This window comes from Bacillus coreaensis (assembly GCF_050586445.1).
In the GTDB taxonomy this organism is placed as follows: domain Bacteria; phylum Bacillota; class Bacilli; order Bacillales; family Cytobacillaceae; genus Robertmurraya_A; species Robertmurraya_A coreaensis.
On record NZ_JBOCCY010000002.1, the window covers coordinates 214,684 to 238,803 of the forward strand.

A 24,120-nucleotide genomic window follows, 5' to 3' on the forward strand; every position below is an offset into this window, starting at 1 on the left:
TACCCTTCATTATTTTATGCTGTTATTATTGGCATGTAAAGAAGGATGGCACGAATTTTCTGATTTCTTTTTTCGTATAGAAACATGTCAAAAGAGAAACCTAGGAGTATCAATAGGTTTGTTTCGAAAGGAGAGAGAGTATGTCGCAGCTTCAAGGAATCATTACACGTTTAAAAAATCTTCAAGAGCAAGCGAGTTCAGGTGAGCCAGCTCAACGCTTTTTTGAAGTTAATGGAGAAAGAAAGTGTCAGGTTACTTTTCACCCAAAAACAGAAACATTTGAACTAGAAGTATACAATGACAAAGAAAAACCGAAGAGATACCAATTCGACAACATCGATATGATTACTATTGAAATCTTTGATCTCATACAGTAACCACTTATACATAGAGGGACCATTTATTGGTCCCTTTTGTATGTAAAGAAGTTAAAAAGAGCAAACCCTTTCAAACTGTGATAAAATATATATAGCTGAAAACAAGAGATGAGGAGTTTTCGACGATGATAAGTCTTCACAGTGGGGAATTTTTAGAAATCAATATTAGAGATTTAATGATACCATCTGAACGTGTAGCACATGTGCAAGTTAAAAACAATTTAGAACATGCTTTATTGGTGTTAACGAAAAGTGGCTATACGGCTATACCAGTTCTTGATCCACATTATAAGCTTCATGGATTAATAGGTACTCCAATTATTATGGAGTCTATATTAGGTTTAGAGCGGATTGAGTTTGAGAAACTTGAGGAAAAGAAGGTTGAAGAGGTCATGAATAAAGATGTTCCTCGGATATCAATTGATGCTAGTATAAAAAGCTCTCTTGAAACTCTTATTGATCATCCGTTTATTTGTATCGAAAGTGCAGAGGGAATTTTTGAAGGAATTTTAACTCGCAGAACAGTTTTGTTCCACTTAAATAAGCATATAAAAAAATTAAATAAATAAAGATATGCTCCCTTTTGGGGGCTTTTTTCAATTATAATATAAGTAAAACTTATTAACCGAGGGATGTTGTGTCTACACTATCAGAGTTTCAATTATTATCCGTACTAGCAACTGAAATGAATATGAGAAAAGCCGCAGAGAGATTATTTGTTTCTCAGCCTGCTCTTTCCCAAAGATTACAAACGATTGAGAAAGAATGGGGAACTAAGCTATTTATTCGTTCACAAAAGGGATTAACACTTACTCCAGCAGGAGAGCTTGTTATTGAGTTTGCCAACGAAGTATTAGGGAAAGAAGAAAAAGTAAAAGAAGCGATTCACGGACTTGATACAGAGGTATATGGAACGTTAAAAATAGCTGTAGCCTCCATAGTAGGTCAAAACTGGCTTCCCAAAGTACTAAAGAAATACATGAACAGATATCCTCATGCAAAAATAGCTCTTATAACTGGCTGGAGCAGTGAAATTTCAAAGGCACTTTATGAAGATCAAGCCCATATCGGAATAATCCGTGGTACACCTGAATGGAAGGGTGTAAAGATGCATTTGTTCGAAGATAGTCTTTATTTAGTGGACAAGGTGATCACTAGCCCAGAACAAGTATTGAAAACAGATCGACCATTTATTCAATTTAAAAGCGATTCCAATTATTTTCAGGAAATCCAAGATTGGTGGTACCGGAATTTTCAAACCTCAACAAAAAGAACATTAGTCGTGGATCAGATTGAAACATGTAAACAAATGGCTCTGAATGGAATTGGCTTTGCCATATTACCTGCTATTACACTAAATCAGATGGATAACGATATATTTAAAATTCCATTACTTGATGAAGCTGGAATGCCCTTAAAACGGGACACTTGGCTTATGGGATATGAATCTTCCTTTAAGTTAAAACAAGTCCAAGCATTTGTGGAAATAATTAAAGAATTTATTAATGAAAGCTAAAGGGTTCCCACTTGTCTTGAATGCGGTTGTTTGTTAAAGTAATTTTTAGATTGTACAAATTGGAGGGAAAGATATGAAAATGATGGATGCAAACGAAATCATTTCGTTTATTCAAAATAGCAAAAAAGCAACACCAGTAAAGGTATACATAAAAGGTGATCTTGAAGGAGTTGACTTTGGGGCAAGCGCAAAGGCCTTTATCACTGGAAATACAGGAGTTGTATTTGGTGAGTGGAGCGAAGTTAGTGAAGCATTAGAAGCAAACAAAGGAAAAATTGAGGACTATGTTGTTGAAAATGACAGAAGAAACTCAGCTATTCCACTTTTAGATATGAAAAATATTAAGGCGCGTATTGAGCCAGGTGCTGTTATTCGTGATCAAGTTGAAATTGGTGACAATGCTGTTATCATGATGGGCGCATCTATTAATATTGGTGCGGTAGTTGGTGAAGGAACGATGATCGACATGAACGTTGTTTTAGGTGGACGAGCTACTGTAGGTAAAAACTGCCATATCGGTGCTGGATCTGTGTTAGCAGGCGTTATTGAACCACCTTCTGCAAGCCCTGTTGTGATCGAGGATGATGTTGTTATTGGAGCAAATGTTGTTGTCTTAGAAGGAATTCGCGTTGGAAAAGGTGCTCGTGTAGCTGCTGGTGCAGTGGTTATCGAGGACGTTCCAGCTGGTGCAGTAGTTGCAGGTGTTCCTGCACGTGTCATCAAACAAGCGGATGAGAAAACATTATCAAAAACGGAAGTAATCCAAGCATTACGTCAGCTATAATACATTTTTGAAAGCGTGGATTTCTATCCACGCTTTCTCCTTAAATAAAGGGGGAGAAGTAATGAGTAATCCGTTTGTTCAAATACGGAGAGACTTGCATCAAATCCCTGAGCTTGGCTTTCAGGAGTTTAAAACGCAGAAATATTTATTATCATATATTGAATCTTTGCCAAAAGAGCGGTTAGAAGTAAAGAAATGGGAAACAGGTTTATTCGTAAAGGTACATGGGCTAAATCCAAGAAAACTAATAGGTTATCGGGCTGATATTGATGGGCTGCCAATAATAGAAGAAACCGAGCTTCCTTTTCAGTCTACTCATGCTGAACAAATGCATGCTTGTGGCCATGACTTTCATATGAGTATTGGATTAGGAGTATTAACTAACATCGTCCACCAACCTATTCAGGATGATATGCTGTTTATATTTCAACCTGCTGAGGAGGGTCCCGGTGGGGCAGAACCTATGCTTAAGTCTAGGGAAATGCAAGAGTGGAAGCCCGATATGATTATTGCCCTGCATATTGCACCAGAGTATCCTGTTGGTACAATTGCAACAAGAGAAGGCCTTTTATTTGCTAATACATCTGAACTTTTTATAGACTTAGTCGGAAAAGGTGGACATGCCGCCTATCCTCACCAAACGAATGATATGGTAATTGCCGCTTGCAGCCTTGTAAGTCAACTACAAACGATTATCAGTAGAAATGTTGACCCATTGGATAGCGCAGTTATTACGATTGGAAAAATTACTGGTGGGACCGTTCAGAATGTCATTGCTGAGAAGGCTAGACTAGAAGGCACGATACGGACCCTCTCAGTTGATTCGATGAAAAAAGTGAAGAAAAGAATTGAGTCTATCATACAAGGGGTAGCTACTGGATACGAGTGCGAGGTTAAGATAGATTACGGTAGTATGTATCATCAAGTATATAATGACCATTCCTTAACAAGAGAATTTATGAATTTTGTAGAGGAACAATCCTCTGTTCACGTAATTGAATGTAAGGAAGCGATGACAGGAGAAGATTTTGGGTACATGCTAGAAGAGATACCTGGCTTCATGTTTTGGCTAGGGGTTGAGTCTAAGCATGGACTACATCATTCAAAATTAAATCCCAATGAAGATGCAATTGAGAAAGCGATTATGCTTCTAACCTCATACTTAAATTATAAAGGAAATTAAAATAAGAGAGTTTATTATACAAAAAAATAGGGCAAACCATATAGTGGGTTAGTTGCTGTTTTAATAACTCTTTTTTAACATCTATTCTTTCATAACAATTGACTCAAGCATTAGGTTACTACTATAATTGTATTTGTATTTTTTTTCACAATATCTACATATTTTTACACGGAGGGATTTATAATGGCAGAACGTATGGTAGGAAAACAAGCTCCACGCTTTGCGATGGATGCTGTACTTGCAAATAAGGAATTTGGTAAAGTAAGTCTTGAAGAAAACATGAAAAACGACAAGTGGACTGTCCTTTTCTTTTATCCTATGGATTTCACTTTCGTATGTCCTACAGAAATCACTGCATTGTCGGATCGTTACGATGAGTTCGAAGACCTTGATGCTGAAGTAATTGGTGTGTCTACTGACACCATTCACACTCACTTAGCTTGGATCAACACAGATCGTAAAGAAAACGGACTTGGCGATCTTAAATATCCTTTAGCTGCTGATACAAACCATGTTGTTTCACGCGAATATGGAGTATTAATTGAAGAAGAAGGTATTGCTTTACGTGGTCTATTCATCATCAGCCCAGAAGGTGAAATGATGTACTCTGTAGTAAACCACAACAATATCGGTCGTGACGTAGATGAAACATTACGTGTACTTCAAGCGCTACAAACTGGTGGTCTTTGCCCAGCAAACTGGAAGCCAGGTCAAAAAACTCTTTAATCAACAAAGTGGAAAAGGCCTTAACGTAATGTTAGGTCTTTTCTTTAAGTTATGAAAATTATTTACAGGGAGAGTTGTAAAATGAAACTTAGAGCGCCAATGCCAGAGTTAACTGGAGCAACCGAATGGTTAAATGGTGAGGTAACGAAAGCTGACTTAGTTGGAGAAAAACCTACATTAATTCACTTTTGGTCAGTAAGCTGCTATTTATGTAAAGAGGCAATGCCACAAGTGAATCAATTCCGTGATGAATATAAGGATAAATTAAATGTTCTCGCTGTTCATATGCCAAGAAGCGAAGAAGATCTAGATCTTGAAGCAATCAAGAAAACAGCTGACGAACACGGTATTACACAACCCATCTTTGTTGACAGCGAACATAAATTAACGGAAGAATTTGAAAATCAGTACGTACCTGCTTACTATGTGTTTGATAAAGATGGAAATCTTCGTCATTTCCAAGCTGGTGGAAGCGGTATGAAAATGCTAGAAAAACGCGTAAATCGTGTTTTAGATGAAATGGAAAAAGCGGAGTAAAAATTTTTAAAAGACTAGGATCCCTAGTCTTTTTTTATATGAAAAAATATTGTAAAAGGGTGGAAATTTATTTCGAAAACCGATATATTTATTACTATGCTCATGAATTTTTTAGAAATTCTGACAAATGAAGGGGGATTTTCATGGAGGTTTTTAAAAAGCTGAAAGAATTTTACTGGCCTTATAAAAGCTATTTCTTATGGTCAATGTCGTTTCTATTACTTATTACAGGAATCACTGTAATATACCCAATTATTCTTCAAATAACGATTGATGACATAGTGCTGGGGGGAAGGTACGAATGGATTCCAATCGTTAGCTTAGGTTTTGTGGGTGTTATGGTGATCAAGGGGATTGGAACGTATATTCATCAATATACAGGAGACTTGTTTGGAATAACCTCCGTTTATAAATTGAGAAATCGCCTTTATGAGAAACTGCAGTATTTACCGTTCCGCTATTACGATAATGCCAAAACGGGAGATCTTATGTCGAGGTTAACGGCAGATGTAGAAGGGTTTCGTTTTTTTCTTTCATTTGGGTTTTCAGAGTTGATTCGCTTTATCGTCTTAATTGGTATCACTTTTGGTGTTATGTTCTACTACTCTGTTCCACTAACCATTGTTACTTTGATCACGCTTCCGTTTTTAGCGGTTGTTGTTTATAAATTCGATCGAGCCGTTCATCCTGCATTTAGAGGAATTCGAAAATCCTTTGGGAAATTAAACACTAAAGTTCAAGAAAATATTAGTGGTATTAACACGGTGAAGTCATTATCAAGAGAGGACTTTGAAATCGGAAAGTTTAACCATTCAAATGGTGACTACAAGGATAAATATATTTTCACCTCCAATATCTGGGCAAAGTATTTTCCACTAATGGAGATGCTAGGTAATATTAGCGTTGTTTTATTGTTATCTTACGGGGGGTACCTCGTCATCCAAGAAGAGCTTAAACCTGGAGAGTTAGTGGCTTTTTACAGTTTGGTATGGTACATTATGTGGCCAATTATGAACATTGGGTTTGTGATTAATTTATTTTCACAATCAAAAGCTTCTGGGGAAAGGTTATTGGAGATCCTTGAAGCAGAGGGAGAGATTGAAGAGAATGAAGGGCAATTAATGGTTGATAGATTGCTAGGAAGGGTAGAATTTAAGAACGTTACCTTTAAATATACTGAGGATGATTCAGAGGCATTATACGATGTTTCTTTTGTAGCTGAGCCTGGAAAGAAAATTGGGCTACTAGGAGCTACTGGATCAGGTAAAACCACCATTACACAGCTCATCACTAGGTTTTATGACGTTAATGAAGGAGAAATATTAATTGACGGTGAGAAGGTAAACAATTTTGCATTTAAATCTCTAAGAAGCAACATTGGGTTTGTGTTACAGGAATCCTTTCTGTTTTCGTCTTCCATTAAAGCAAACATCTCTTATGGAAGACCGGAGGCGACAATGGAAGAGATCGTTGAGGCAGCGAAAAGGGCTCAAGCACATGATTTTATTATGGAGCTACCCGATGGCTACGACACAATGCTTGGGGAACGTGGAATGGGATTATCAGGAGGTCAAAAACAGCGAATCGCGATCGCAAGGGCGATTTGTGTGAACCCAAGTATACTGATCTTAGATGATGCTACAAGTGCTGTTGATATGGAAACCGAATTTAAAATACAGCAAGCCCTTCATGAGGTTATGAAAGGGAGAACAACATTTATCATAGCCCATAGAATTTCATCGCTTAAGCATGCTGATGAAATACTGGTTCTAGATAGAGGGAAAATTGTAGAACGTGGAGTCCATGAACAACTAGTAAATCAAAACGGACTTTATCAGCGCGTGTATGATATTCAATACCAAGATCAAAAGCAAATTATGCAATCGCATATCGGATAGGGGGATCATATGAATAAGAAACAACCACGTGTTAGTGAAAATGCAATAAAAAGATTTGAATATTCACAAGACCAGATAATTGATAAACCGTTTAACTGGGGTCAGATGCTGCGATTGTTCAGTTATATGAAACCTTATCGAAAAAATTTACTTCCCTTTTCAATGATTATGGTACTGATCAACACAGCAGTACGACTTATTATCCCATTGTTGATAGGGGTGTACACGTTAGACAGAGCAATCGTAAATAAGGATGCAAAACTCCTAACGACACTTGTAATTATCATTTCTGGTTTATATATGGCTTCTTACATAGCCAATTTCTTCCGGATAAAATGGATGAATCAGCTTGGGCAAAATGTCATATATGACCTAAGAAAACACCTCTTTACACATGTGCAAAATCTTTCACATCGGTTCTTTGACCAAAGATCAGCAGGTTCCATTCTTGTAAGAATTATGAATGATATTAATTCTCTTCAGGAGCTATTTACGAATGGAGTTATTAATCTATTAATGGATGTTATTCTTTTGATAGGTGTAGTGGTTATATTATTTACATTAAGTCCGGAATTAACATTAGCTATCATGGTCATTTTACCAATCATGTTCTTTATTTCTACAAGTCTTAGAAGGAATATTAGAAAATCATGGCAGGTTGTACGTCTCAAGCAGTCAAAACTCAACTCTCATCTGAATGAAAGTATACAAGGTATAAGAGTAACTCAGTCCTTTACACAGGAACAAGAAAACATGGCGTTTTTTGATGGTGTGAATACTGAGAATTTCCAAAGCTGGAGAGAGGCTTCTCAAAAAAATGCAATGTTCCGCCCAATGGTCGAATTAACGAATGCGGTCGGGACAGCTGTTCTTATCTGGTTTGGAGCAAATCTAATTCAAAATGAATCGATAACGATTGGTGAGTTTGTGTCCTTTGCCTTTTATCTAGGAATGTTTTGGGAGCCCATTTCAAGGCTTGGTCAAGTGTATAATCAATTGTTAATGGGGATGGCATCTTCTGAGCGTATTTTTGAATTCTTGGACGAAAAACCAATTGTGTCTCAAAAGGAAGCAGCATTTGAACTCAAAAATATTCAAGGTCAAATCATTTTTGATAAAGTTGAGTTTGCCTACGATTCAAATCGTAAAGCACTAAAAGGTATATCTTTAGAGATGAAAGCAGGTCAGACCGTTGCCTTGGTAGGGCATACTGGTTCAGGGAAGACAACAATTGCCAACCTAATTAGCCGGTTTTACGACCCCACTAGTGGTACAGTATCCATCGATGGTACAGATCTAAAGGATGTTTCGTTAAAAAGTTTAAGAAAACAAATAGGTGTAGTATTACAGGACACATTCATATTTTCCGGTACGATTATGGAAAATATATTATTCGGAAACCCAGAGGCTACGGAGGAAGAGGCAAAAGAAGCCGCAAGGGCAGTTGGTGCTAATGGATTTATTGAAAGACTTCCTAATGGGTATGAAACAGAGGTAGAGGAGAGAGGAAATGTTCTTTCCGTAGGGGAGAGACAGTTAATTTCCTTTGCTAGAGCCTTGCTTGCAGACCCTAAAATTCTTATTTTAGACGAAGCAACAGCAAGTATTGATACAGAGTCTGAACAAAAAATTCAAAATGCCTTAAAGACGTTATTAAAAAACCGTACAGCTGTAATTATCGCTCACCGTTTATCTACGATACGTGAAGCAGATCAAATTTTTGTTCTAGATCATGGTGAAATAATTGAGCAGGGTAATCATGAACAATTAATGGATTATCAAGGGGAATATTATTCACTAGTAAGAGCACAATTTACCATAAACACAGCGAGTTAAAGCTGCCCGCTCCCAACCTGAGATGGGGGCTTTTTCCTTTTGGTGCTTTGTGCTAAAATGGTAAAATACTTGAACAGTATTCGGAGGAACCTTTTATGAAAAAAGAATTTGCTGTCATTGGACTTGGACGTTTTGGAGGAAGTATTTGCCGTGCTCTTGCTGAAGAGGGTATGGAGGTTATGGCTATTGATAATAGTGAGGATCGAGTGAATGAGTTTTCAATGATTGCTTCTCATGCCGTAGTAGGCGATTCAACTGATGAGTCAGTTCTAAAAAGTCTTGGTATTCGTAATTTTGATCATGTGATCGTTGCTATTGGTGATGACATACAAGCAAGTATTTTAACTACTCTTATATTAAAAGAGCTTGGTGTAAATAATATTACGGTTAAAGCACAAAATGATTATCACGAGAAGGTACTTAGAAAAATTGGTGCAGACCATGTGGTTCATCCTGAGAGAGATATGGGGAAAAGAATTGCTCATAATATCATATCAAACAGTGTGTTAGATTATCTTGAGCTTTCGGATGAGCATAGTATTGTTGAGATTGTGGCAAGTGATCGTCTAGTAGGAAATACTATTATCGATTTGGATATTCGTGCGAAATACGGTATTAACATTGTTGCTATTAAGCGAGGAAACAATATCATTGTATCACCACAAGCAAATGAACCTATTGCAGCAAATGACGTCTTAATCGTTATTGGTGCAGATGTTGACATCAATCGTTTTGAAAAGAAAGTCATCCAATAAATAAAACAAAAGCCACTCATTTTAAGAGTGGCTTTTGTTTTATACCTCCATAATGATCGGCAAAATCATCGGACGACGTTTTGTTTTTTCATATAGGAAAGGAGATAATGTGTCAGTAATTTCATTTTTGATTTCTGACCATTGTGTTGTTTTTCTTTCCATCACCTTATTTAAATGCTTAGAAATTAGCGATTGAGCATCGTTAATCAGGTCACCAGACTCTCTCATATATACAAACCCGCGAGAGATGATATCAGGACCAGCAGCAATTTTAAAGTCCTTCATATTAATGCTAACAACTACAACAACTAGTCCTTCTTCAGAGAGGATACGACGGTCTCTTAAAACGATATTACCGATGTCACCGATTCCACTTCCATCGATATAAACATTTCCAGATGGAATCTTTCCAGCAACCTGTGCCGTATCTTCACTTAAAGCTAGAACCTCACCATTATCCATAATAAAGCAGTTTTCTTCTTCTACGCCACAATCCACTGCAAGTTTGGCGTGCATTTTTTGCATGCGATATTCTCCATGGATTGGCATGAAGAACTTAGGTTTAATCAGGCGTAGCATCAGCTTTTGTTCCTGTTGTCCACCGTGGCCAGAAGTGTGGATGTCATTTAATGAACCATGTATAACATCGGCTCCCGCACGGAAAAGCATATTGATGGTCCGGCTAACACTAACCGTGTTTCCTGGAATTGGTGAAGAAGAGAAGACAACCGTGTCTCCAGGAATGATTTGTATTTGTCGATGTGTTCCATTGGCAATTCGTGAAAGAGCTGCCATGGGCTCGCCTTGGCTCCCTGTACATAAAATGGTCACTTGATTAGCTGGAATACGATTAATTTGTTGTGGTTCAATAAATGTATCCTTTGGTGCACGAATATAACCTAATTCTTGTCCGATACGAATGGCTGCTTCCATACTTCTACCGAATACTGCAATTTTTCTACCCTGTGCTACGGCAGCTTCTGTTACTTGTTGAAGGCGGTGGATGTTAGAAGCAAAGGTAGCAAAAATAACGCGACCTTCTACCTTTCTAAATATATCCTGAATGCTTTCACCAACACGTCGCTCTGACATAGTGAAATCAGGGACTTCACTGTTTGTACTATCAGACAACAAACAAAGCACGCCATCTTTACCGATTTCCGCCATTTTAGTTAAATTAGCTGGTTCCCCGACAGGAGTGAAATCGAATTTAAAATCTCCAGTGTGGACGACTTGTCCTGGAGGTGTTTTCACTACTATTCCATATGAATCCGGAATACTATGGGTAGTTCTAAAGAAAGTAACCGATGTCTTTCTGAACTTAATGATGTCATCTTCTTTAATCTCGATTAGTTTAGCTGTACGAAGTAATCCGTGTTCTTCAAGCTTATTTTTGATTAAGCCAAGTGCTAGTTTACCGCCATAAATAGGAATATTTACTTCTCTTAATAAATAGGGGATCCCACCAATATGATCCTCATGTCCATGTGTAACAAAAAGACCTTTTATTTTGTCCACATTTTTTACTAGGTAAGTATAATCAGGAATTACGTAGTCAATTCCAAGTAGCTCGTCCTCTGGAAACTTAATACCGGCATCAATTAAGATAATTTCATCTTGGAATTGTACTGCATACGTATTCTTTCCGATTTCCCCAAGGCCGCCAAGGGCGAACACGGCCGTTTGATCGTTCTTTACAAATTTCATAAATTAATCAATCTCCAATACATTAAAATCTTCATTTTGTTGTTCATACTCTAAGAATGCACCCGTTACTGGTGTAACAAACTCGATATTGTATGGTCGGTCTGCCAATTTTGTACGGACTTCTCGTTCTGAATCCGCTTTAACATAAACGGTTTTTGTCTTTTCTCTTACAGGTACCTGTGTTTTGTCTTCTTGAAAATAAACTTTAAATATCATTTAAAATCTCTCCTTGTTCCGATAGTAACTTTTTCTATTATATCTAAAAATAACATGTATTTCATGTTTTTTCTTATTAAATAGTAGGATTATGTGTGATTAACCATTATTTTACATTGTTGCAAAAGAATATGTAGTGACAATGATTAACTTTACAATAAAGAAGTAGCCCTTCGCAAGTTTAGAAGGGCTCTCTCTTAGAAAAAATATATAGTATAAGATCTGGCTTGGGGAAGCCCCAAGCCAGGAAGGTGAAAAATTATGCAATTGTTTTTTTACGTAATAATTCGTTCCACTGCCTAACAAGCTTTTTTCTAAGCTTCTTTAACATGGTGGATCATCTCCTTACAAGTAATATTTAAACGATCCTTGTCCAAAGTAAAGAAAATTTGTCCCGGAAGCATTTCTTCTACTTATATTATATGCTCTTTTAACAAAATTTCTCGTGGATAAAGTTGGTATTTTAGTGAATTAATAAAAAAACTGCTGGTAGATTTACCAGCAGCCATGGTTATCTTTCTACGGCAATTGAATGCTCAGGTACGTAATATGGGTCTTTTTTGTTGATATGATCATAAAACATCACTCCGTTAAGGTGATCAATTTCATGTTGAAATACAATTGCCATAATTCCTTTTAATCTAAGTTTAACTTCTTTTCCTTGTAGGTCAAATGCTTTAACTGTAATTTTTGAATATCTTGTTACAAATCCGGGGAATGCTTCATCTACAGAGAGACATCCCTCACCAGATGTAAGATAGGCTTTTTCTACAGAATGGCTAATAATTTTGGGATTAAATAATGTATAGCTATGCTGTTGGTCTTTCTCATCTTTTGCATGAATTGCGATCATTCTTTTCGAAGCGTTTATCTGTGGTGCTGCAATTCCAATTCCAGCTCGCAATTGATATTTCATTGCGGTTTCTGGATTTTGGCTATTTATTAAATATTCATGCATACTTTTCAACAGTTCAATATCTTCTTGAGAGGGAGGCATGGAAACTTCCTCGGCTACTTTACGTAAGGTTGGATGTCCATCCCGTATGATATCATCCATAGTTATCATAAATACACGCTCCTAAGTTACAAGACTTCACTCGTCCGTTGTTTATCGATAATAGTCTATCAAAGTTTGGATTAAAAGTTAATCATCATTCCTGATTTTGTTTATTTAATACATATTTATGAATGTTTAGAAATATGATGTAAAAAAACGGACAAGCCTAGCCATTTTTTAAAAATAAAGCATTGTAATAGTATTGTCATTCGTCCCACTACTAGATATAGTTAAATTGTTATAGGAGGGCTAAATTGTGCGTAAAAATCAACTTTTATTAGGTATCTTATGTTTCGTTTTCATTCTGTTTTTGTCAGGCTGTAGTCCTTTTCAATCAACTCCCGAAAAAATTCACGAAGTATTGGAAGATGTAGTAGCAAAAGAAGCTTTGTTTGAAGAACAGCAGGAACCGTTAGTACTGTTAGAAAAGGACGAGCAACGAATATATGAAGAGATAATGGAACTAGGAACAAAGAATCTTAATGATATTGTAAAAAAGTCGGATGAAGCTATAGAAATAGTAGAAAAAAGACGGGTTCATATCGAAAATGAACAAAAAAGCCTAGAGGAATCAGAAGAAGAATTTAAACGAGTTAAACCTTTGATTGAGAAAATTGATGAGAAGCAAGTGAAAAATAAAGCAGACGAATTATTCTCAGTAATGACTGAAAGATATCGTACCCATGATGAGCTATATAAAGCATATACACAAGGCCTCGAGCAGGACAAAAATCTGTATAATATGCTAAAAGCAGAGGAAAGGTCTTTAGGAGAGCTTGAGGAACAAATAGTTAAAATAAATCAAATATACGAACAAGTTATTGCAGCCAATGAAAAATTTAATGATTTAACGAAGGATTATAATGATACAAAACATGCCTTTTATGAACTATCAGGACTAGATATAGAAGAGTCGACCAACTAAGGTCGGCTTTTTTTGATTTATAACAGGTCGATGAATAGGGAGATGTTATATAGTACAGCTGTGATTATTGATTGATACAGGAAATGATTATGATTAAAATAATAATTACTATGTATATATTTAAAAACTTACAGATTTAATATTTGACGCAGGTATTTTTAATGATGTAAACTAAGAAACGAATCAATTTATTGTATCAATTTTGTTGCATAAGTTAGTGATACAGAATATCATAAGCATGTAATCTACAATTTCTGTTTTTATAAACGAGATTTGTGGGAAACTACTTAATAAATAATAGCTTCTCTCTGTTTAAAACAGGTCAAATCTAATAATGATGATTATTTCTAAGAAGATTTGATTTTGGGTATCCTAATTTTTGTGCGTAATTAGCTTTTATTATTATTTTTCTACCAAAGAAAGGATTGGTGACTCCGATGGCTTCTAAAACGAAGAATCAAGGGTTCGATGCAACGAAGCAACTCGAGCAAATCTCTGAGCAGTTTCAAACTATTCAAGTGTTAAACGAAGAAGGAGAAGTAGTTAATAAAGCTGCAATGCCAGATCTAACTGATGAGCAGCTACAAGAATTAATGAGCCGTATGGTTTACACAAGAATTCTTGACCAACGTTCTATTTCATTAAATAGACAAGGTCGTTTAGGATTTTATGCTCCAACTGCAGGTCAAGAAGCATCACAACTTGCATCTCAATTTGCATTAGAAAAGGAAGACTTCATTCTTCCTGGTTATCGTGATGTTCCTCAAATGATTTGGCACGGACTTCCATTATATCAAGCGTTTTTATTCTCTCGTGGGCACTTCCATGGAAATCAAATTCCAGAAGGAGTAAACGTAATTTCGCCACAAATCATTATCGGAGCGCAAATCATTCAAGCTGCTGGCGTAGCTTTAGGAATGAAAAAGCGTGGAGCTAAATCTGTTGCGATCACTTACACAGGTGACGGTGGAGCTTCTCAAGGTGATTTCTATGAAGGAATTAACTTTGCAGGTGCATTTAAGGCACCAGCAATTTTCGTTGTACAAAACAACCGTTTTGCTATCTCTACACCAGTTGAAAAGCAATCTGCTGCAAAGACAATTGCTCAAAAGGCTGTAGCAGCTGGAATTCCTGGAATTCAAGTTGATGGAATGGATGCACTTGCTGTTTATTCAGCAGTAAAAGAAGCTCGTGAAAGAGCGATTAACGGTGAAGGTCCAACTCTTATTGAAACATTAACATACCGTTATGGTCCACACACAATGGCAGGAGACGATCCAACTAGATACCGTACTTCTGATTTAGATAACGAGTGGGAGAAGAAAGACCCATTAGTACGTTTCCGTAAATTCCTTGAGAAAAAAGGAATCTGGAATGAAGAGAAAGAAAACGAAGTAATTGAAAAAGCAAAAGAAGATATTAAAGAGGCAATCAAAAAAGCGGATGAGGCACCAAAACAGAAGGTTACTGACCTAATGGAAAATATGTATGAACAAATGCCTCAAAATCTTGAAGAGCAATACGCTATTTATAAAGAAAAGGAGTCGAAGTAAGCCATGGCGCAAATGACATTGATTCAAGCAATCACGGATGCGTTACGTATTGAATTGCGCAATGATCCGAACGTGTTACTATTCGGTGAAGACGTAGGAAATAACGGAGGAGTATTCCGTGCAACTGAGGGTCTTCAGAAGGAATTCGGAGAAGAGCGCGTATTTGATACACCACTTGCTGAATCTGGTATCGGTGGTTTAGCAATCGGTCTTGGTTTACAAGGTTTCCGTCCGATTATGGAAATTCAATTCTTCGGTTTTGTGTACGAAGTAATCGACTCTATTTCTGGTCAAATGGCTCGTATGCGTTACCGTTCAGGTGGACGTTACAATTCTCCTGTTACCATCCGTTCTCCATTCGGTGGTGGGGTTCATACACCTGAACTACATGCTGATAGCTTAGAGGGATTAATGACACAACAACCTGGTTTAAAAGTTGTTATTCCATCAACTCCTTACGATGCTAAAGGTTTATTATTATCAGCAATTCGTGATAATGACCCGGTAATCTTCCTTGAGCATATGAAGCTATACCGTTCATTCCGTCAAGAGGTTCCTGAAGAGGAGTATACAATTCCACTTGGAAAAGCTGATGTGAAGCGTGAGGGGAAAGACTTATCTATTATTACTTACGGAGCAATGGTACATGAATCATTAAAAGCTGCTGAAGAACTAGAAAAAGAAGGTTTCTCAGTAGAAGTTGTTGACTTACGTACACTTGCACCATTAGATATTGACGCTATCGTAGCTTCTGTAGAGAAAACAGGACGTGCAATTGTTGTTCAAGAAGCGCAAAAGCAAGCAGGGATTGCTGCTCAAGTTGTTGCTGAAATTAACGACCGTGCCATTCTTAGCTTAGAAGCTCCTGTATTACGTGTAGCTGGTCCTGATACTGTGTACCCGTTCTCTCAAGCGGAAACAGTTTGGTTACCTAACTATAAAGATGTAATTGAAACAGCAAAGAAAGTTTTAAACTTCTAAAATTATTAATAAAAGAGGGGAATGGGTCACCATTTTCCCTTTCCTTATTTGAAAAGTTCTGAATAAGCTCGTATCTATAGGAGGGTGAATACATGTCATTCCAATTTAAATTACCTGACATCGGTGAAGGTATCCATGAAGGTGAAATCGTTAAGTGGTTTGTAAAAGCTGGCGATAAAGTTCAAGAAGATGATGTACTTTGTGAAGTACAAAACGATAAAGCAGTTGTAGAAATTCCATCACCAGTTGCTGGTACAGTTGAAGAAGTTCTAGTAGGTGAAGGAACTGTTGCAACAGTAGGTCAAGTCCTTATTACATTTGATGCTCCTGGATATGAAAACCTTAAATTTAAAGGTGACGATCATGAAGAGGAAGCACCAAAGCAAGAAGAGCAAGCTCCTGCTGCAGAAGCTAGCACAACTAACAATGGTGTAGCAGAAACGCAGGCCTCTGTTGATCCTAATCGCCGTGTGGTTGCAATGCCTTCGGTAAGAAAATATGCTCGTGAAAAAGGTGTAAATATTACTTTAGTTGCTGGTTCTGGTAAGAACGGTCGCGTACTAAAAGAAGATATTGAAGCATTCTTAAACGGTGGAGCAGCTCCAGCTGCAGTAGAAACTGCACCAGCAGCCCCTGAAGTTGCTACTGAAGCAGCTCAAGAAACAGCTAAACCAGCAGCAACACCAATTCCACAAGGTCAATATCCAGAAACTCGTGAGAAGATGAGTGGAATTCGTAAAGCAATTGCAAAAGCTATGGTTAACTCTAAGCATACAGCTCCACACGTAACATTAATGGATGAAATTGATGTAGCGAAACTTGTTGCACACCGTAAGAAGTATAAAGATGTGGCAGCAAATAAAGGAATTAAATTAACATTCTTACCTTATGTAGTTAAGGCATTAACAAGTGCATTACGTGAATTCCCTGCTTTAAATACATCAATTGATGATGCAACAAGCGAAATCATTCACAAGCACTATTACAATATCGGAATCGCAGCAGATACTGAAAAAGGATTACTTGTTCCTGTTGTAAAGGATGCAGACCGTAAGTCACTATTCGCGATTTCTAATGATATCAATGAGCTTGCAGGAAAAGCACGTGACGGTAAGTTAGCTCCTGATGAAATGAAAGGTGCTTCTTGCACAATCACTAACATCGGTTCTGCTGGTGGTCAATGGTTTACTCCTGTAATTAACCATCCTGAGGTAGCAATTCTAGGGATTGGTCGTATTGCAGAAAAAGCAATCGTTGTAAATGGTGAGATTGTTGCTGCACCAGTATTAGCATTATCTTTAAGCTTTGACCATCGTATGATTGATGGAGCAACAGCTCAGCACGCACTTAACCATATTAAGCGCTTGTTGAACGATCCAGAACTATTGTTAATGGAGGCGTAAAAAAATGGTAGTTGGAGATTTCCCAATTGAAACAGATACACTTGTCGTTGGAGCTGGACCTGGTGGTTATGTAGCTGCTATCCGTGCTGCACAATTAGGACAAAAAGTAACAATCGTAGAAAAAGCCACTCTTGGTGGAGTTTGTTTAAATGTTGGTTGTATTCCTTCAAAAGCATTGATTGCTGCTGGTCACCGTTATGAAACAGCAAAGCATTCTGATGCTATTGGAATTACAGCTGAAAACGTAAAAGTAGATTTTTCAAAAGTTCAAGCTTGGAAAGCTGGAGTTGTTAAGAAGCTAACAGGCGGAGTAGAAGGACTTTTAAAAGGAAATAAGGTTGACATAGTTCGTGGAGAAGCTTATTTCGTTGATAACACAACTGTACGCGTAATGGATGAGAACTCTGCACAAACGTATAAGTTTAAAAACGCTATTATTGCAACAGGTTCACGTCCAATTGAATTACCTCAATTCAAATATACAAAGCGTGTACTTGATTCAACTGGAGCACTTGCTTTAGATGAGATTCCTAACCATATCGTTGTTATCGGTGGAGGATATATTGGTACTGAGCTTGGTGGAGCATACGCTAACTTTGGAACGAAGGTAACGATCTTAGAAGGCACTGATGAAATCCTAAACGGATTCGAAAAGCAAATGTCTGCTATTGTTAAGCGAAACCTAAAGAAAAAAGGTGCGGAAATCATTACAAAGGCACTTGCTAAAGGTGTAAAGGAAACAGATACAGGTGTAACAGTAACTTACGAAGTAAAGGGAGAAGAGCAATCTGTTGAAGCGGACTATGTGTTCGTAATGGTTGGTCGTCGTCCTAACACTGATGAGCTTGGTTTAGAGCAAGCTGGTGTTGAACTAGGAGAAAGAGGAATTATCAAGATCGACAAGCAATGTCGTACGAGTGTAAGCAATATTTATGCAATCGGTGATGTTGTAGAAGGTCCTCCGTTGGCTCACAAGGCATCATACGAAGGTAAAATAGCTGCTGAAGCGATTGCTGGCCACACGTCTGAAATCGATTATTTAGCTATCCCTGCAGTGGTATTCTCAGATCCTGAGTTAGCTTCAGTAGGATACACTGAGAAGCAAGCTAAAGATGAGGGAATTGATGTAATTGCAGCTAAGTTCCCATTCGCAGCTAACGGTCGTGCACTAGCACTAGACGCTGCTGAAGGCTTCTTAAAGCTTGTAACTCGTAAGGAAGATGGATTAGTTATCGGAGCACAAATCGCTGGACCTAGCGCATCTGATATGATTGCTGAATTAGGCCTAGCTATTGAAGCAGGAATGACAGCAGAAGACTTAGCAATGACGATCCATGCTCATCCTACTTTAGGTGAGATCACGATGGAAGCTGCTGAAGTTGCACTTGGAAATCCAATTCATATTGTAAAATAACAAAAATAGACCTGCTTCCTTATGGATGCAGGTCTTATTTTTCGTCTAGAACTTTTGCTATGGGCTGGACAATCTCTTCTACAGTTTCTTCTCCGTTCACTGTGGCTACTATTTCATTATTATAAACTACGAAAATGGCTGGATTTTCTTTTATCGTAAGAAAGTCAAGATACTCATCTGAGCGATTGGGATTAATCGTCTTCATGTTTTTAACGGCCTCAGGATAGGTCTTTTTTAATTCTATTAAGGCATCATAATAGGCGGCTTCAAATTTATACTCCGATTCATCAGAAAGGAAAACTAGTTGTTTGACATCTTTATCAAAGGGTAAAACATCATTAGATTTTGAACGATCACAGGAGACGATAATCGGTAAGAGCATAATCACTATAAACATAGATAACCCTTTCAATATATCGCCTCCATTTTCTTTTTGTAATTTTTGAACATATTTTACCATACAGTTGGGAATTTTTATTCAATGTCATCTATTTGTTACAGAAATGAAAAATAGAATGAGAAGTTTAAACATAAAATAAAGTAGGACAAGTGAGAATAGAAGAATAGAGCGGTGGTGAACAGTATGAAGGTTTACATTGTAATTATCATACAATTGATGATATGGAGTGGATACACTCTGACAGAATGGCTTTCAAAACATGATCAACTAATCTACAATATCCTAATGTTTTTTGTCTTTTTCTATTTAGCTATTTCTACTGGAAACCATATTATTCGTTCACCTAAAAAGACAATAATAGTAACAATGATAAGTTTGATGCTTTACAGTTCTTTTCATTTGACCATGACATTTTTCGTCTATTAATGATAAAAAAGCAAGTGGCTAATAGGATAGCTACTTGCTTTTACATTAAACTTATTTTCTTGGGTAGTAGTACATAATTCGACCATTAAATAAATGAAGTTCTGCTTGAAGCTTTTTAGCTACAAATTTACAAAACTCATTTGCTTTTCCTTTATCCCCAAAAGTCGAGGATTCTGGAAGTGTAACTTGAATATATGTTTGTTTGTTCTCATTTCCATCTGTATCTACAATGGTCTCCTGGTCTACCCCTAATAAAATCGCATGATACCTATCTTGATCAGAATACAAATAAAACCAGGTTCCTTTTCCTGAGGGATCTTCCTTTATTTCATAAGGAAAGGCTGATGCCTCATACTGCCAATCAAGTTGCTTTCCCGTCTTTGAAGTTATGTCCTTATAATAGTGAAAAAGCTCTTTTATTTCATCTGTGGTAACGTTTTCTTTTGTTGATGCTGGCACGAGCTTTATGTATGCGTTAGTAGCCACCATAATCCCCCCATTATTGTACGAAAATATACATATTTCTTTGCTCATCTTCATTCTAGCATTGTATAAAATTAAAGTACAACAAGTTATCGTATTAAGTTGTGGTTGCTTTTCTTTGGGTCTGTGAGATATAATAAAATTCTAAATATTAAGAAAATACAGGAGGTGGCAATAATGGATTTTTTTGACAAGCTCTATGATGAGCACGAAAAGGTCAGAGTTCGATTTGTCGGTTTTGCTACAGAACAAACGCGCTATGACTTTGGAATTGTTTACACAGATATGTTTTTTGGTAAGCCTCTCGTAATATGTATGCAAACAGGCCGCTCAACACTCCTCGACCCTAAAGACCTCGATGATATCGAATACATTCAGTCAGCATTTAGAATAAAAGACCTCCAACAAGCGAAGGATTTAGTTGAATTCTTTTCAGAGGCCTTACCAGAAACACCTTTTCAAACACAATATGAATAAAGTGTACTTTGTACAGACCAAAAAGGTCTGTAATTTTTTTGTTTTTATAGTCAACATAATTTTTTAATGTGTTATACAATTTAAGGTTGATAAATTAATAATGTTATATTATTATTAATATAAAGATGTTGAAGCGTTTTCAATACTTGTGATTAAATACGAATAAAGGGGAATGGGAAAATGGGAACTATCGTATGTCAAGCTTGTAATTCAACGATTGATCATTTTGAGGATGAAAAAGTTACCGTTCTTTATGCGAAGTCACATTGTAGAGATTGCTGTCATACTCACGGGGAAGAAGAGAAGTAAATTATATGTAATTGTAATTACACATATGAATTTGTGATTGTAAATAAAGAGCGAGGGGATAACCCTCGCTCTCTTTTCATTCTATTTTATAGCCTTCTGTTCCTTAATGACTCGTAAATATCGAAGGTCAAAATCTTCCGGCCCTTGTACAGGAAGACCAACTTCCATATTTTTTCGAATATATGTTAAGTTATCCTCAGTTATGATCTCTCCTGGAATAAAAATTGGAATACCAGGTGGGTAGACCATGATGAATTCGGCGATAATTCTTCCTTCCGATTCATCAAAAGGCACAAGCTCTGTTTTTGCGTAAAAAGCATCACGTGGTGTCAATGCTAATAATGGAATATCTGGTAATAGTACTTCTGCTTTTACCATTTCATTATTTTTAATTGGTTGAGATGCCAGTTCTCTTAATGCACCTATCAAAAGATCTGCTTCTCTTTTCGTGTCACCTGGTGTTACGATGCACAGAATATTGTATAAGTCAGACATTTCTACTTCTATATTGTGGTTTTCACGAAGCCATTTTTCTACATCAAAACCAGATAAACCAAGCTCCTTAACAGAAATTATTAGCTTTGTAGGGTCGTAATCATACACTGCATCCAACTGCAGGATTTCTTCTCCAACGCAATGAAGATGTTGGGTTGTATTTACTTCTCGACGAATATATTGAGCCAAGTCAATGGTTTGACTAATCAACTCTTTGCCTTCGGTTGCAAGTCTCTTCCGTGCTACGTCTAGGGAAGCTAGTAACAGGTAAGAAGTTGATGTAGTTGTCAGCATACTTAATATGGATTGTACGCGTTTTGGATTAATAAGATTTCCTTTAATATTTAGAACAGAGCTTTGTGTCATGGAGCCTCCGAGCTTATGAACACTTGTCGCAGCCATATCTGCACCAGCTTGCATGGCTGATAAAGGAAGATCATCATGGAAGTGGATATGTACCCCATGGGCTTCATCCACAAGGACTGGTACATTGTACGAATGAGCAATTTCAACAATTTTCCTTAGATCGGCAGCCATTCCAAAGTATGTTGGGTTGATAACCAAAACACCTTTAGCATCTGGGTGCTGTTCTAGTGCACGTGCAACCGAATCTGTTGTAATACCATGTGAAATTCCTAACTTCTCATCGATGGCTGGATGGATAAAAATTGGTGTTGCACCAGAAAAAACAATCGCTGACATAACTGATTTATGAACGTTTCTAGGTACTATGATTTTATCTCCAGGTCCACAAACTGTCATGACCATTGTCATAATAGCACCGCTAGTCCCTTGAACAGAGAAGAAAGTTTGATCCGCATCAAAAGCTTCAGCAGCGAGGTCCTGTGCTTGCTTAATCATTCCTTTTGGTTGATGAAGGTCATCAAGTGGACCAATATTAATCAGGTCAATTGACAACGCATTATCACCTATAAAATTTCTAAATTCCGGATCAATCCCTGTTCCTTTTTTATGCCCAGGAATATGGAATTGAACTGGATCCTTTTTTGCATGCTCTATAAGTCCGCTAAATAACGGTGTTTCGTATTGAGACAACGTATTTCCACACCTCTTTAATTAATAGTCAGGTTATTTCACCCATAAAACAAGTGAAATTATAGCATTATTCACTTTCCTTGCATAGAAAAACCTATTCCTATTTCATTATTATGTCAGATTGCTATGTAACTTATTTTTAGGGTACACTTTAAGAGAAATTAAATGTAACGGAGTGAATGTATTTTGGAATATCAATACCCGATTGACCATACATGGTCAACTGATGAAATTATCGATGTTATTAAGTTTTTTGAGTTTGTTGAGGCTGCTTATGAAAAAGGAGTAGGTCGAGACGAATTTATGAAATCGTATCGCAGATTTAAGGAGATTGTTCCGAGTAAATCAGAAGAAAAAAAGATATGTGATGAATTTGCTGAGTCAAGTGGATATTCCACGTACTTAACTGTAAAAAAAGCAAAAGAAGGCAATTCAGAAAAAATAAAAATGAAATAAGTAAAGGGAGCCAACGGAGAATGCAACTCCTTCGTGGCTCCCTTTTATTTAATTGCCCATTTTTTTCGAAAACTGTTTACGCTAATTTATACAGGGGTAATAATGTCTTAAAGACACCCTCAACTTCTGTTAGGAAATCGTCAGCAGACATGTTAATCGCATCGTTTTTCTCTATATGGATCCCACATAATATTTCTGCCTTTTTAACCGTCTGTAATCGCTCGAACATGAGTCGGAGGTCTTCTTTTTTTAGTTGCTGATGCGTTGTAGCACCTGGCTTCATATGGTCCTCAGACCAAACGAAATGCTTTGGTGTATTTTTGTAAATAGAAGATAGTTTTTTCTCTAATGTCTTTCCGAAATCTGCTTTATTTGGAGCTTCGTAAATCATGGCAAACCAAACAAAAACATGAGATTCCCAGAGGCCAATTTGAAAATGTGGAAGCATTTTATATCCTCTTGAACTACTTGAAAAGGCTACCCATGTATCTTTAGGAGGATTAATCGTTCGCCTTGCATGCTTTGCTACATGCGGGAACATTTCATTAGTAGTTAAAGCCGATAAAGTAGGAGAAAAATGTTCTCCAAGTGCTTCAAGCTTTGGTCTAATTGTAGTCTTTAAAGCATCCATTCTTGCATCCAAACCATCTATTGTAAAAACTTCAAAGTCCTCTTCAGTAAATCCAGTAAATTGCATTGTTTTTCCTCCCATAAATAAATCTCTCTGTAGATAATTGTAGCATATGGTAGAAAGAACGAGAAATATGTAGACTTTTGCATAGAAAATAAAAAATGTTAGGCAAAAGCGCAAATTAGTTGCATCAAAAGCATTTTGTTCATATTATAATAGTAAAAATTATCTGAAAATTATCATTACAAAAAGGGGTGTTTTACTATGAAACAGCTGATTGGCTCAGCGAAAAAGAATAACGCAGAAAGAGAAAGAACGGCTGTTCTACGTTTGGAAATGGATTATGAACTTGCTACATTATTTGAAGCTATGACGGAGAAAAATGAAAAGAAGAAAACACAAGTGAAAGAAAAACTAGAAAGAATCAGAATGGAACTTGTAAAGTTAAAGGCATTGTAATTTTGTAAGGATGGTATAGATGGATGGATTTTAAAAAAATACAAAGGGAATCATAAAGGC

The 24,120-nt window shown here is 36.9% G+C and carries 26 protein-coding genes; 19 read left to right on the forward strand and 7 right to left on the reverse strand.

Translation table 11 applies throughout. From position 1 onward, the window contains the following. Positions 1-140: 140 nt before the first annotated feature. From ACQ5H4_RS04245 to ACQ5H4_RS04290, 10 genes are all read left to right on the forward strand, one after another. Positions 141-377 carry a YkuJ family protein gene (locus tag ACQ5H4_RS04245; protein ID WP_066059865.1) on the forward strand — a complete coding sequence of 79 codons (237 nt, stop codon included), beginning with the start codon at positions 141-143 and terminating at the stop codon, positions 375-377. Between the two features lie 125 nt (positions 378-502). Further along, positions 503-946 (forward strand): cyclic-di-AMP-binding protein CbpB, encoded by a 444-nt coding sequence (gene cbpB, locus ACQ5H4_RS04250; RefSeq protein WP_430773759.1) that lies wholly within the window; start codon positions 503-505, stop codon positions 944-946. 68 nt (positions 947-1,014) lie between these two features. After that, positions 1,015-1,893 carry a transcriptional regulator CcpC gene (ccpC, locus tag ACQ5H4_RS04255; RefSeq protein ID WP_430773760.1) on the forward strand — a complete coding sequence of 293 codons (879 nt, stop codon included), beginning with the start codon at positions 1,015-1,017 and terminating at the stop codon, positions 1,891-1,893. Positions 1,894-1,966: 73 nt separating this feature from the next. Continuing rightward, positions 1,967-2,677 carry a 2,3,4,5-tetrahydropyridine-2,6-dicarboxylate N-acetyltransferase gene (gene dapD, locus ACQ5H4_RS04260; RefSeq protein ID WP_430773761.1) on the forward strand — a complete coding sequence of 237 codons (711 nt, stop codon included), beginning with the start codon at positions 1,967-1,969 and terminating at the stop codon, positions 2,675-2,677. A gap of 61 nt (positions 2,678-2,738) precedes the next feature. Beyond that, positions 2,739-3,860 (forward strand): N-acetyldiaminopimelate deacetylase, encoded by a 1,122-nt coding sequence (locus ACQ5H4_RS04265; protein ID WP_430773762.1) that lies wholly within the window; start codon positions 2,739-2,741, stop codon positions 3,858-3,860. Between the two features lie 183 nt (positions 3,861-4,043). Further along, complete coding sequence (locus ACQ5H4_RS04270) at positions 4,044-4,586, forward strand: peroxiredoxin (RefSeq protein ID WP_119707375.1); 543 nt, start codon at positions 4,044-4,046, stop codon at positions 4,584-4,586. 81 nt (positions 4,587-4,667) lie between these two features. Then, entirely contained in the window at positions 4,668-5,123 is a 456-nt protein-coding gene (locus ACQ5H4_RS04275) for a TlpA family protein disulfide reductase (protein ID WP_430773763.1), read from the forward strand. A gap of 143 nt (positions 5,124-5,266) precedes the next feature. After that, positions 5,267-7,021 (forward strand): ABC transporter ATP-binding protein, encoded by a 1,755-nt coding sequence (locus ACQ5H4_RS04280; protein WP_430773764.1) that lies wholly within the window; start codon positions 5,267-5,269, stop codon positions 7,019-7,021. Between the two features lie 9 nt (positions 7,022-7,030). After that, a complete protein-coding gene (locus tag ACQ5H4_RS04285; protein WP_430773765.1) occupies positions 7,031-8,857 on the forward strand; it encodes an ABC transporter ATP-binding protein in 1,827 nt (608 codons plus the stop codon). A gap of 95 nt (positions 8,858-8,952) precedes the next feature. After that, complete coding sequence (locus tag ACQ5H4_RS04290) at positions 8,953-9,612, forward strand: potassium channel family protein (RefSeq protein WP_119707379.1); 660 nt, start codon at positions 8,953-8,955, stop codon at positions 9,610-9,612. 39 nt (positions 9,613-9,651) lie between these two features. Here the strand turns inward: ACQ5H4_RS04290 and rnjA are convergent, their stop codons facing one another. The 3 genes from rnjA to def all read right to left on the reverse strand — a co-directional run bounded on the left by rnjA (position 9,652) and on the right by def (position 12,601). After that, positions 9,652-11,319: a ribonuclease J1 gene (rnjA, locus tag ACQ5H4_RS04295; RefSeq protein WP_430773766.1), complete on the reverse strand. Its 1,668-nt coding sequence runs from the start codon at positions 11,317-11,319 to the stop codon at positions 9,652-9,654. Positions 11,320-11,322: 3 nt separating this feature from the next. Further along, entirely contained in the window at positions 11,323-11,535 is a 213-nt protein-coding gene (locus ACQ5H4_RS04300; protein WP_430773767.1) for a DNA-dependent RNA polymerase subunit epsilon, read from the reverse strand. A 511-nt stretch (positions 11,536-12,046) separates the two neighbouring features. Beyond that, complete coding sequence (def, locus tag ACQ5H4_RS04305; RefSeq protein WP_430773768.1) at positions 12,047-12,601, reverse strand: peptide deformylase; 555 nt, start codon at positions 12,599-12,601, stop codon at positions 12,047-12,049. Positions 12,602-12,848: 247 nt separating this feature from the next. Here def and ACQ5H4_RS04310 point away from each other — a divergent pair, with 247 nt between their 5' ends. The 5 genes from ACQ5H4_RS04310 to lpdA all read left to right on the forward strand — a co-directional run bounded on the left by ACQ5H4_RS04310 (position 12,849) and on the right by lpdA (position 18,868). Beyond that, complete coding sequence (locus ACQ5H4_RS04310; protein WP_430773769.1) at positions 12,849-13,517, forward strand: YkyA family protein; 669 nt, start codon at positions 12,849-12,851, stop codon at positions 13,515-13,517. Positions 13,518-13,954: 437 nt separating this feature from the next. Then, on the forward strand, positions 13,955-15,070 hold the full coding sequence (gene pdhA / locus ACQ5H4_RS04315) for a pyruvate dehydrogenase (acetyl-transferring) E1 component subunit alpha (RefSeq protein WP_430773770.1): 1,116 nt from the start codon (positions 13,955-13,957) through the stop codon (positions 15,068-15,070). Between the two features lie 3 nt (positions 15,071-15,073). Beyond that, positions 15,074-16,051 (forward strand): alpha-ketoacid dehydrogenase subunit beta, encoded by a 978-nt coding sequence (locus ACQ5H4_RS04320; protein WP_430773771.1) that lies wholly within the window; start codon positions 15,074-15,076, stop codon positions 16,049-16,051. Between the two features lie 92 nt (positions 16,052-16,143). Continuing rightward, entirely contained in the window at positions 16,144-17,454 is a 1,311-nt protein-coding gene (locus ACQ5H4_RS04325) for a dihydrolipoamide acetyltransferase family protein (RefSeq protein ID WP_430773772.1), read from the forward strand. Between the two features lie 4 nt (positions 17,455-17,458). Then, complete coding sequence (gene lpdA, locus ACQ5H4_RS04330; RefSeq protein WP_430773773.1) at positions 17,459-18,868, forward strand: dihydrolipoyl dehydrogenase; 1,410 nt, start codon at positions 17,459-17,461, stop codon at positions 18,866-18,868. 34 nt (positions 18,869-18,902) lie between these two features. Here the strand turns inward: lpdA and ACQ5H4_RS04335 are convergent, their stop codons facing one another. Next, complete coding sequence (locus ACQ5H4_RS04335) at positions 18,903-19,280, reverse strand: small peptidoglycan-associated lipoprotein (RefSeq protein ID WP_430773774.1); 378 nt, start codon at positions 19,278-19,280, stop codon at positions 18,903-18,905. Between the two features lie 465 nt (positions 19,281-19,745). Continuing rightward, positions 19,746-20,180 carry a DUF1885 family protein gene (locus ACQ5H4_RS04340; RefSeq protein WP_430773775.1) on the reverse strand — a complete coding sequence of 145 codons (435 nt, stop codon included), beginning with the start codon at positions 20,178-20,180 and terminating at the stop codon, positions 19,746-19,748. 174 nt (positions 20,181-20,354) lie between these two features. Between ACQ5H4_RS04340 and ACQ5H4_RS04345 the strand changes: the two genes are divergently transcribed. Both ACQ5H4_RS04345 and ACQ5H4_RS04350 read left to right on the forward strand, forming a co-directional pair. After that, positions 20,355-20,654, forward strand: a complete 300-nt coding sequence (locus ACQ5H4_RS04345) for a DUF3055 domain-containing protein (protein WP_119707390.1) — start codon at positions 20,355-20,357, stop codon at positions 20,652-20,654. A 180-nt stretch (positions 20,655-20,834) separates the two neighbouring features. Beyond that, positions 20,835-20,963, forward strand: coding sequence for a GapA-binding peptide SR1P (locus ACQ5H4_RS04350; RefSeq protein ID WP_430773776.1), 129 nt, complete (start codon positions 20,835-20,837; stop codon positions 20,961-20,963). Between the two features lie 81 nt (positions 20,964-21,044). On the opposite strand, the gene ACQ5H4_RS04355 is transcribed toward ACQ5H4_RS04350, so the two are convergent. Continuing rightward, entirely contained in the window at positions 21,045-22,514 is a 1,470-nt protein-coding gene (locus ACQ5H4_RS04355) for an aminotransferase class I/II-fold pyridoxal phosphate-dependent enzyme (RefSeq protein ID WP_430773777.1), read from the reverse strand. A 186-nt stretch (positions 22,515-22,700) separates the two neighbouring features. Between ACQ5H4_RS04355 and ACQ5H4_RS04360 the strand changes: the two genes are divergently transcribed. Next, positions 22,701-22,970, forward strand: a complete 270-nt coding sequence (locus ACQ5H4_RS04360) for a UPF0223 family protein (protein ID WP_430773778.1) — start codon at positions 22,701-22,703, stop codon at positions 22,968-22,970. A 76-nt stretch (positions 22,971-23,046) separates the two neighbouring features. Here the strand turns inward: ACQ5H4_RS04360 and ACQ5H4_RS04365 are convergent, their stop codons facing one another. Then, positions 23,047-23,667: a YktB family protein gene (locus ACQ5H4_RS04365; RefSeq protein WP_430773779.1), complete on the reverse strand. Its 621-nt coding sequence runs from the start codon at positions 23,665-23,667 to the stop codon at positions 23,047-23,049. Positions 23,668-23,865: 198 nt separating this feature from the next. On the opposite strand from ACQ5H4_RS04365, the gene ACQ5H4_RS04370 reads away from it, so the two are divergent. After that, positions 23,866-24,060 (forward strand): hypothetical protein, encoded by a 195-nt coding sequence (locus ACQ5H4_RS04370; RefSeq protein ID WP_066059919.1) that lies wholly within the window; start codon positions 23,866-23,868, stop codon positions 24,058-24,060. Positions 24,061-24,120 lie beyond the last annotated feature (60 nt).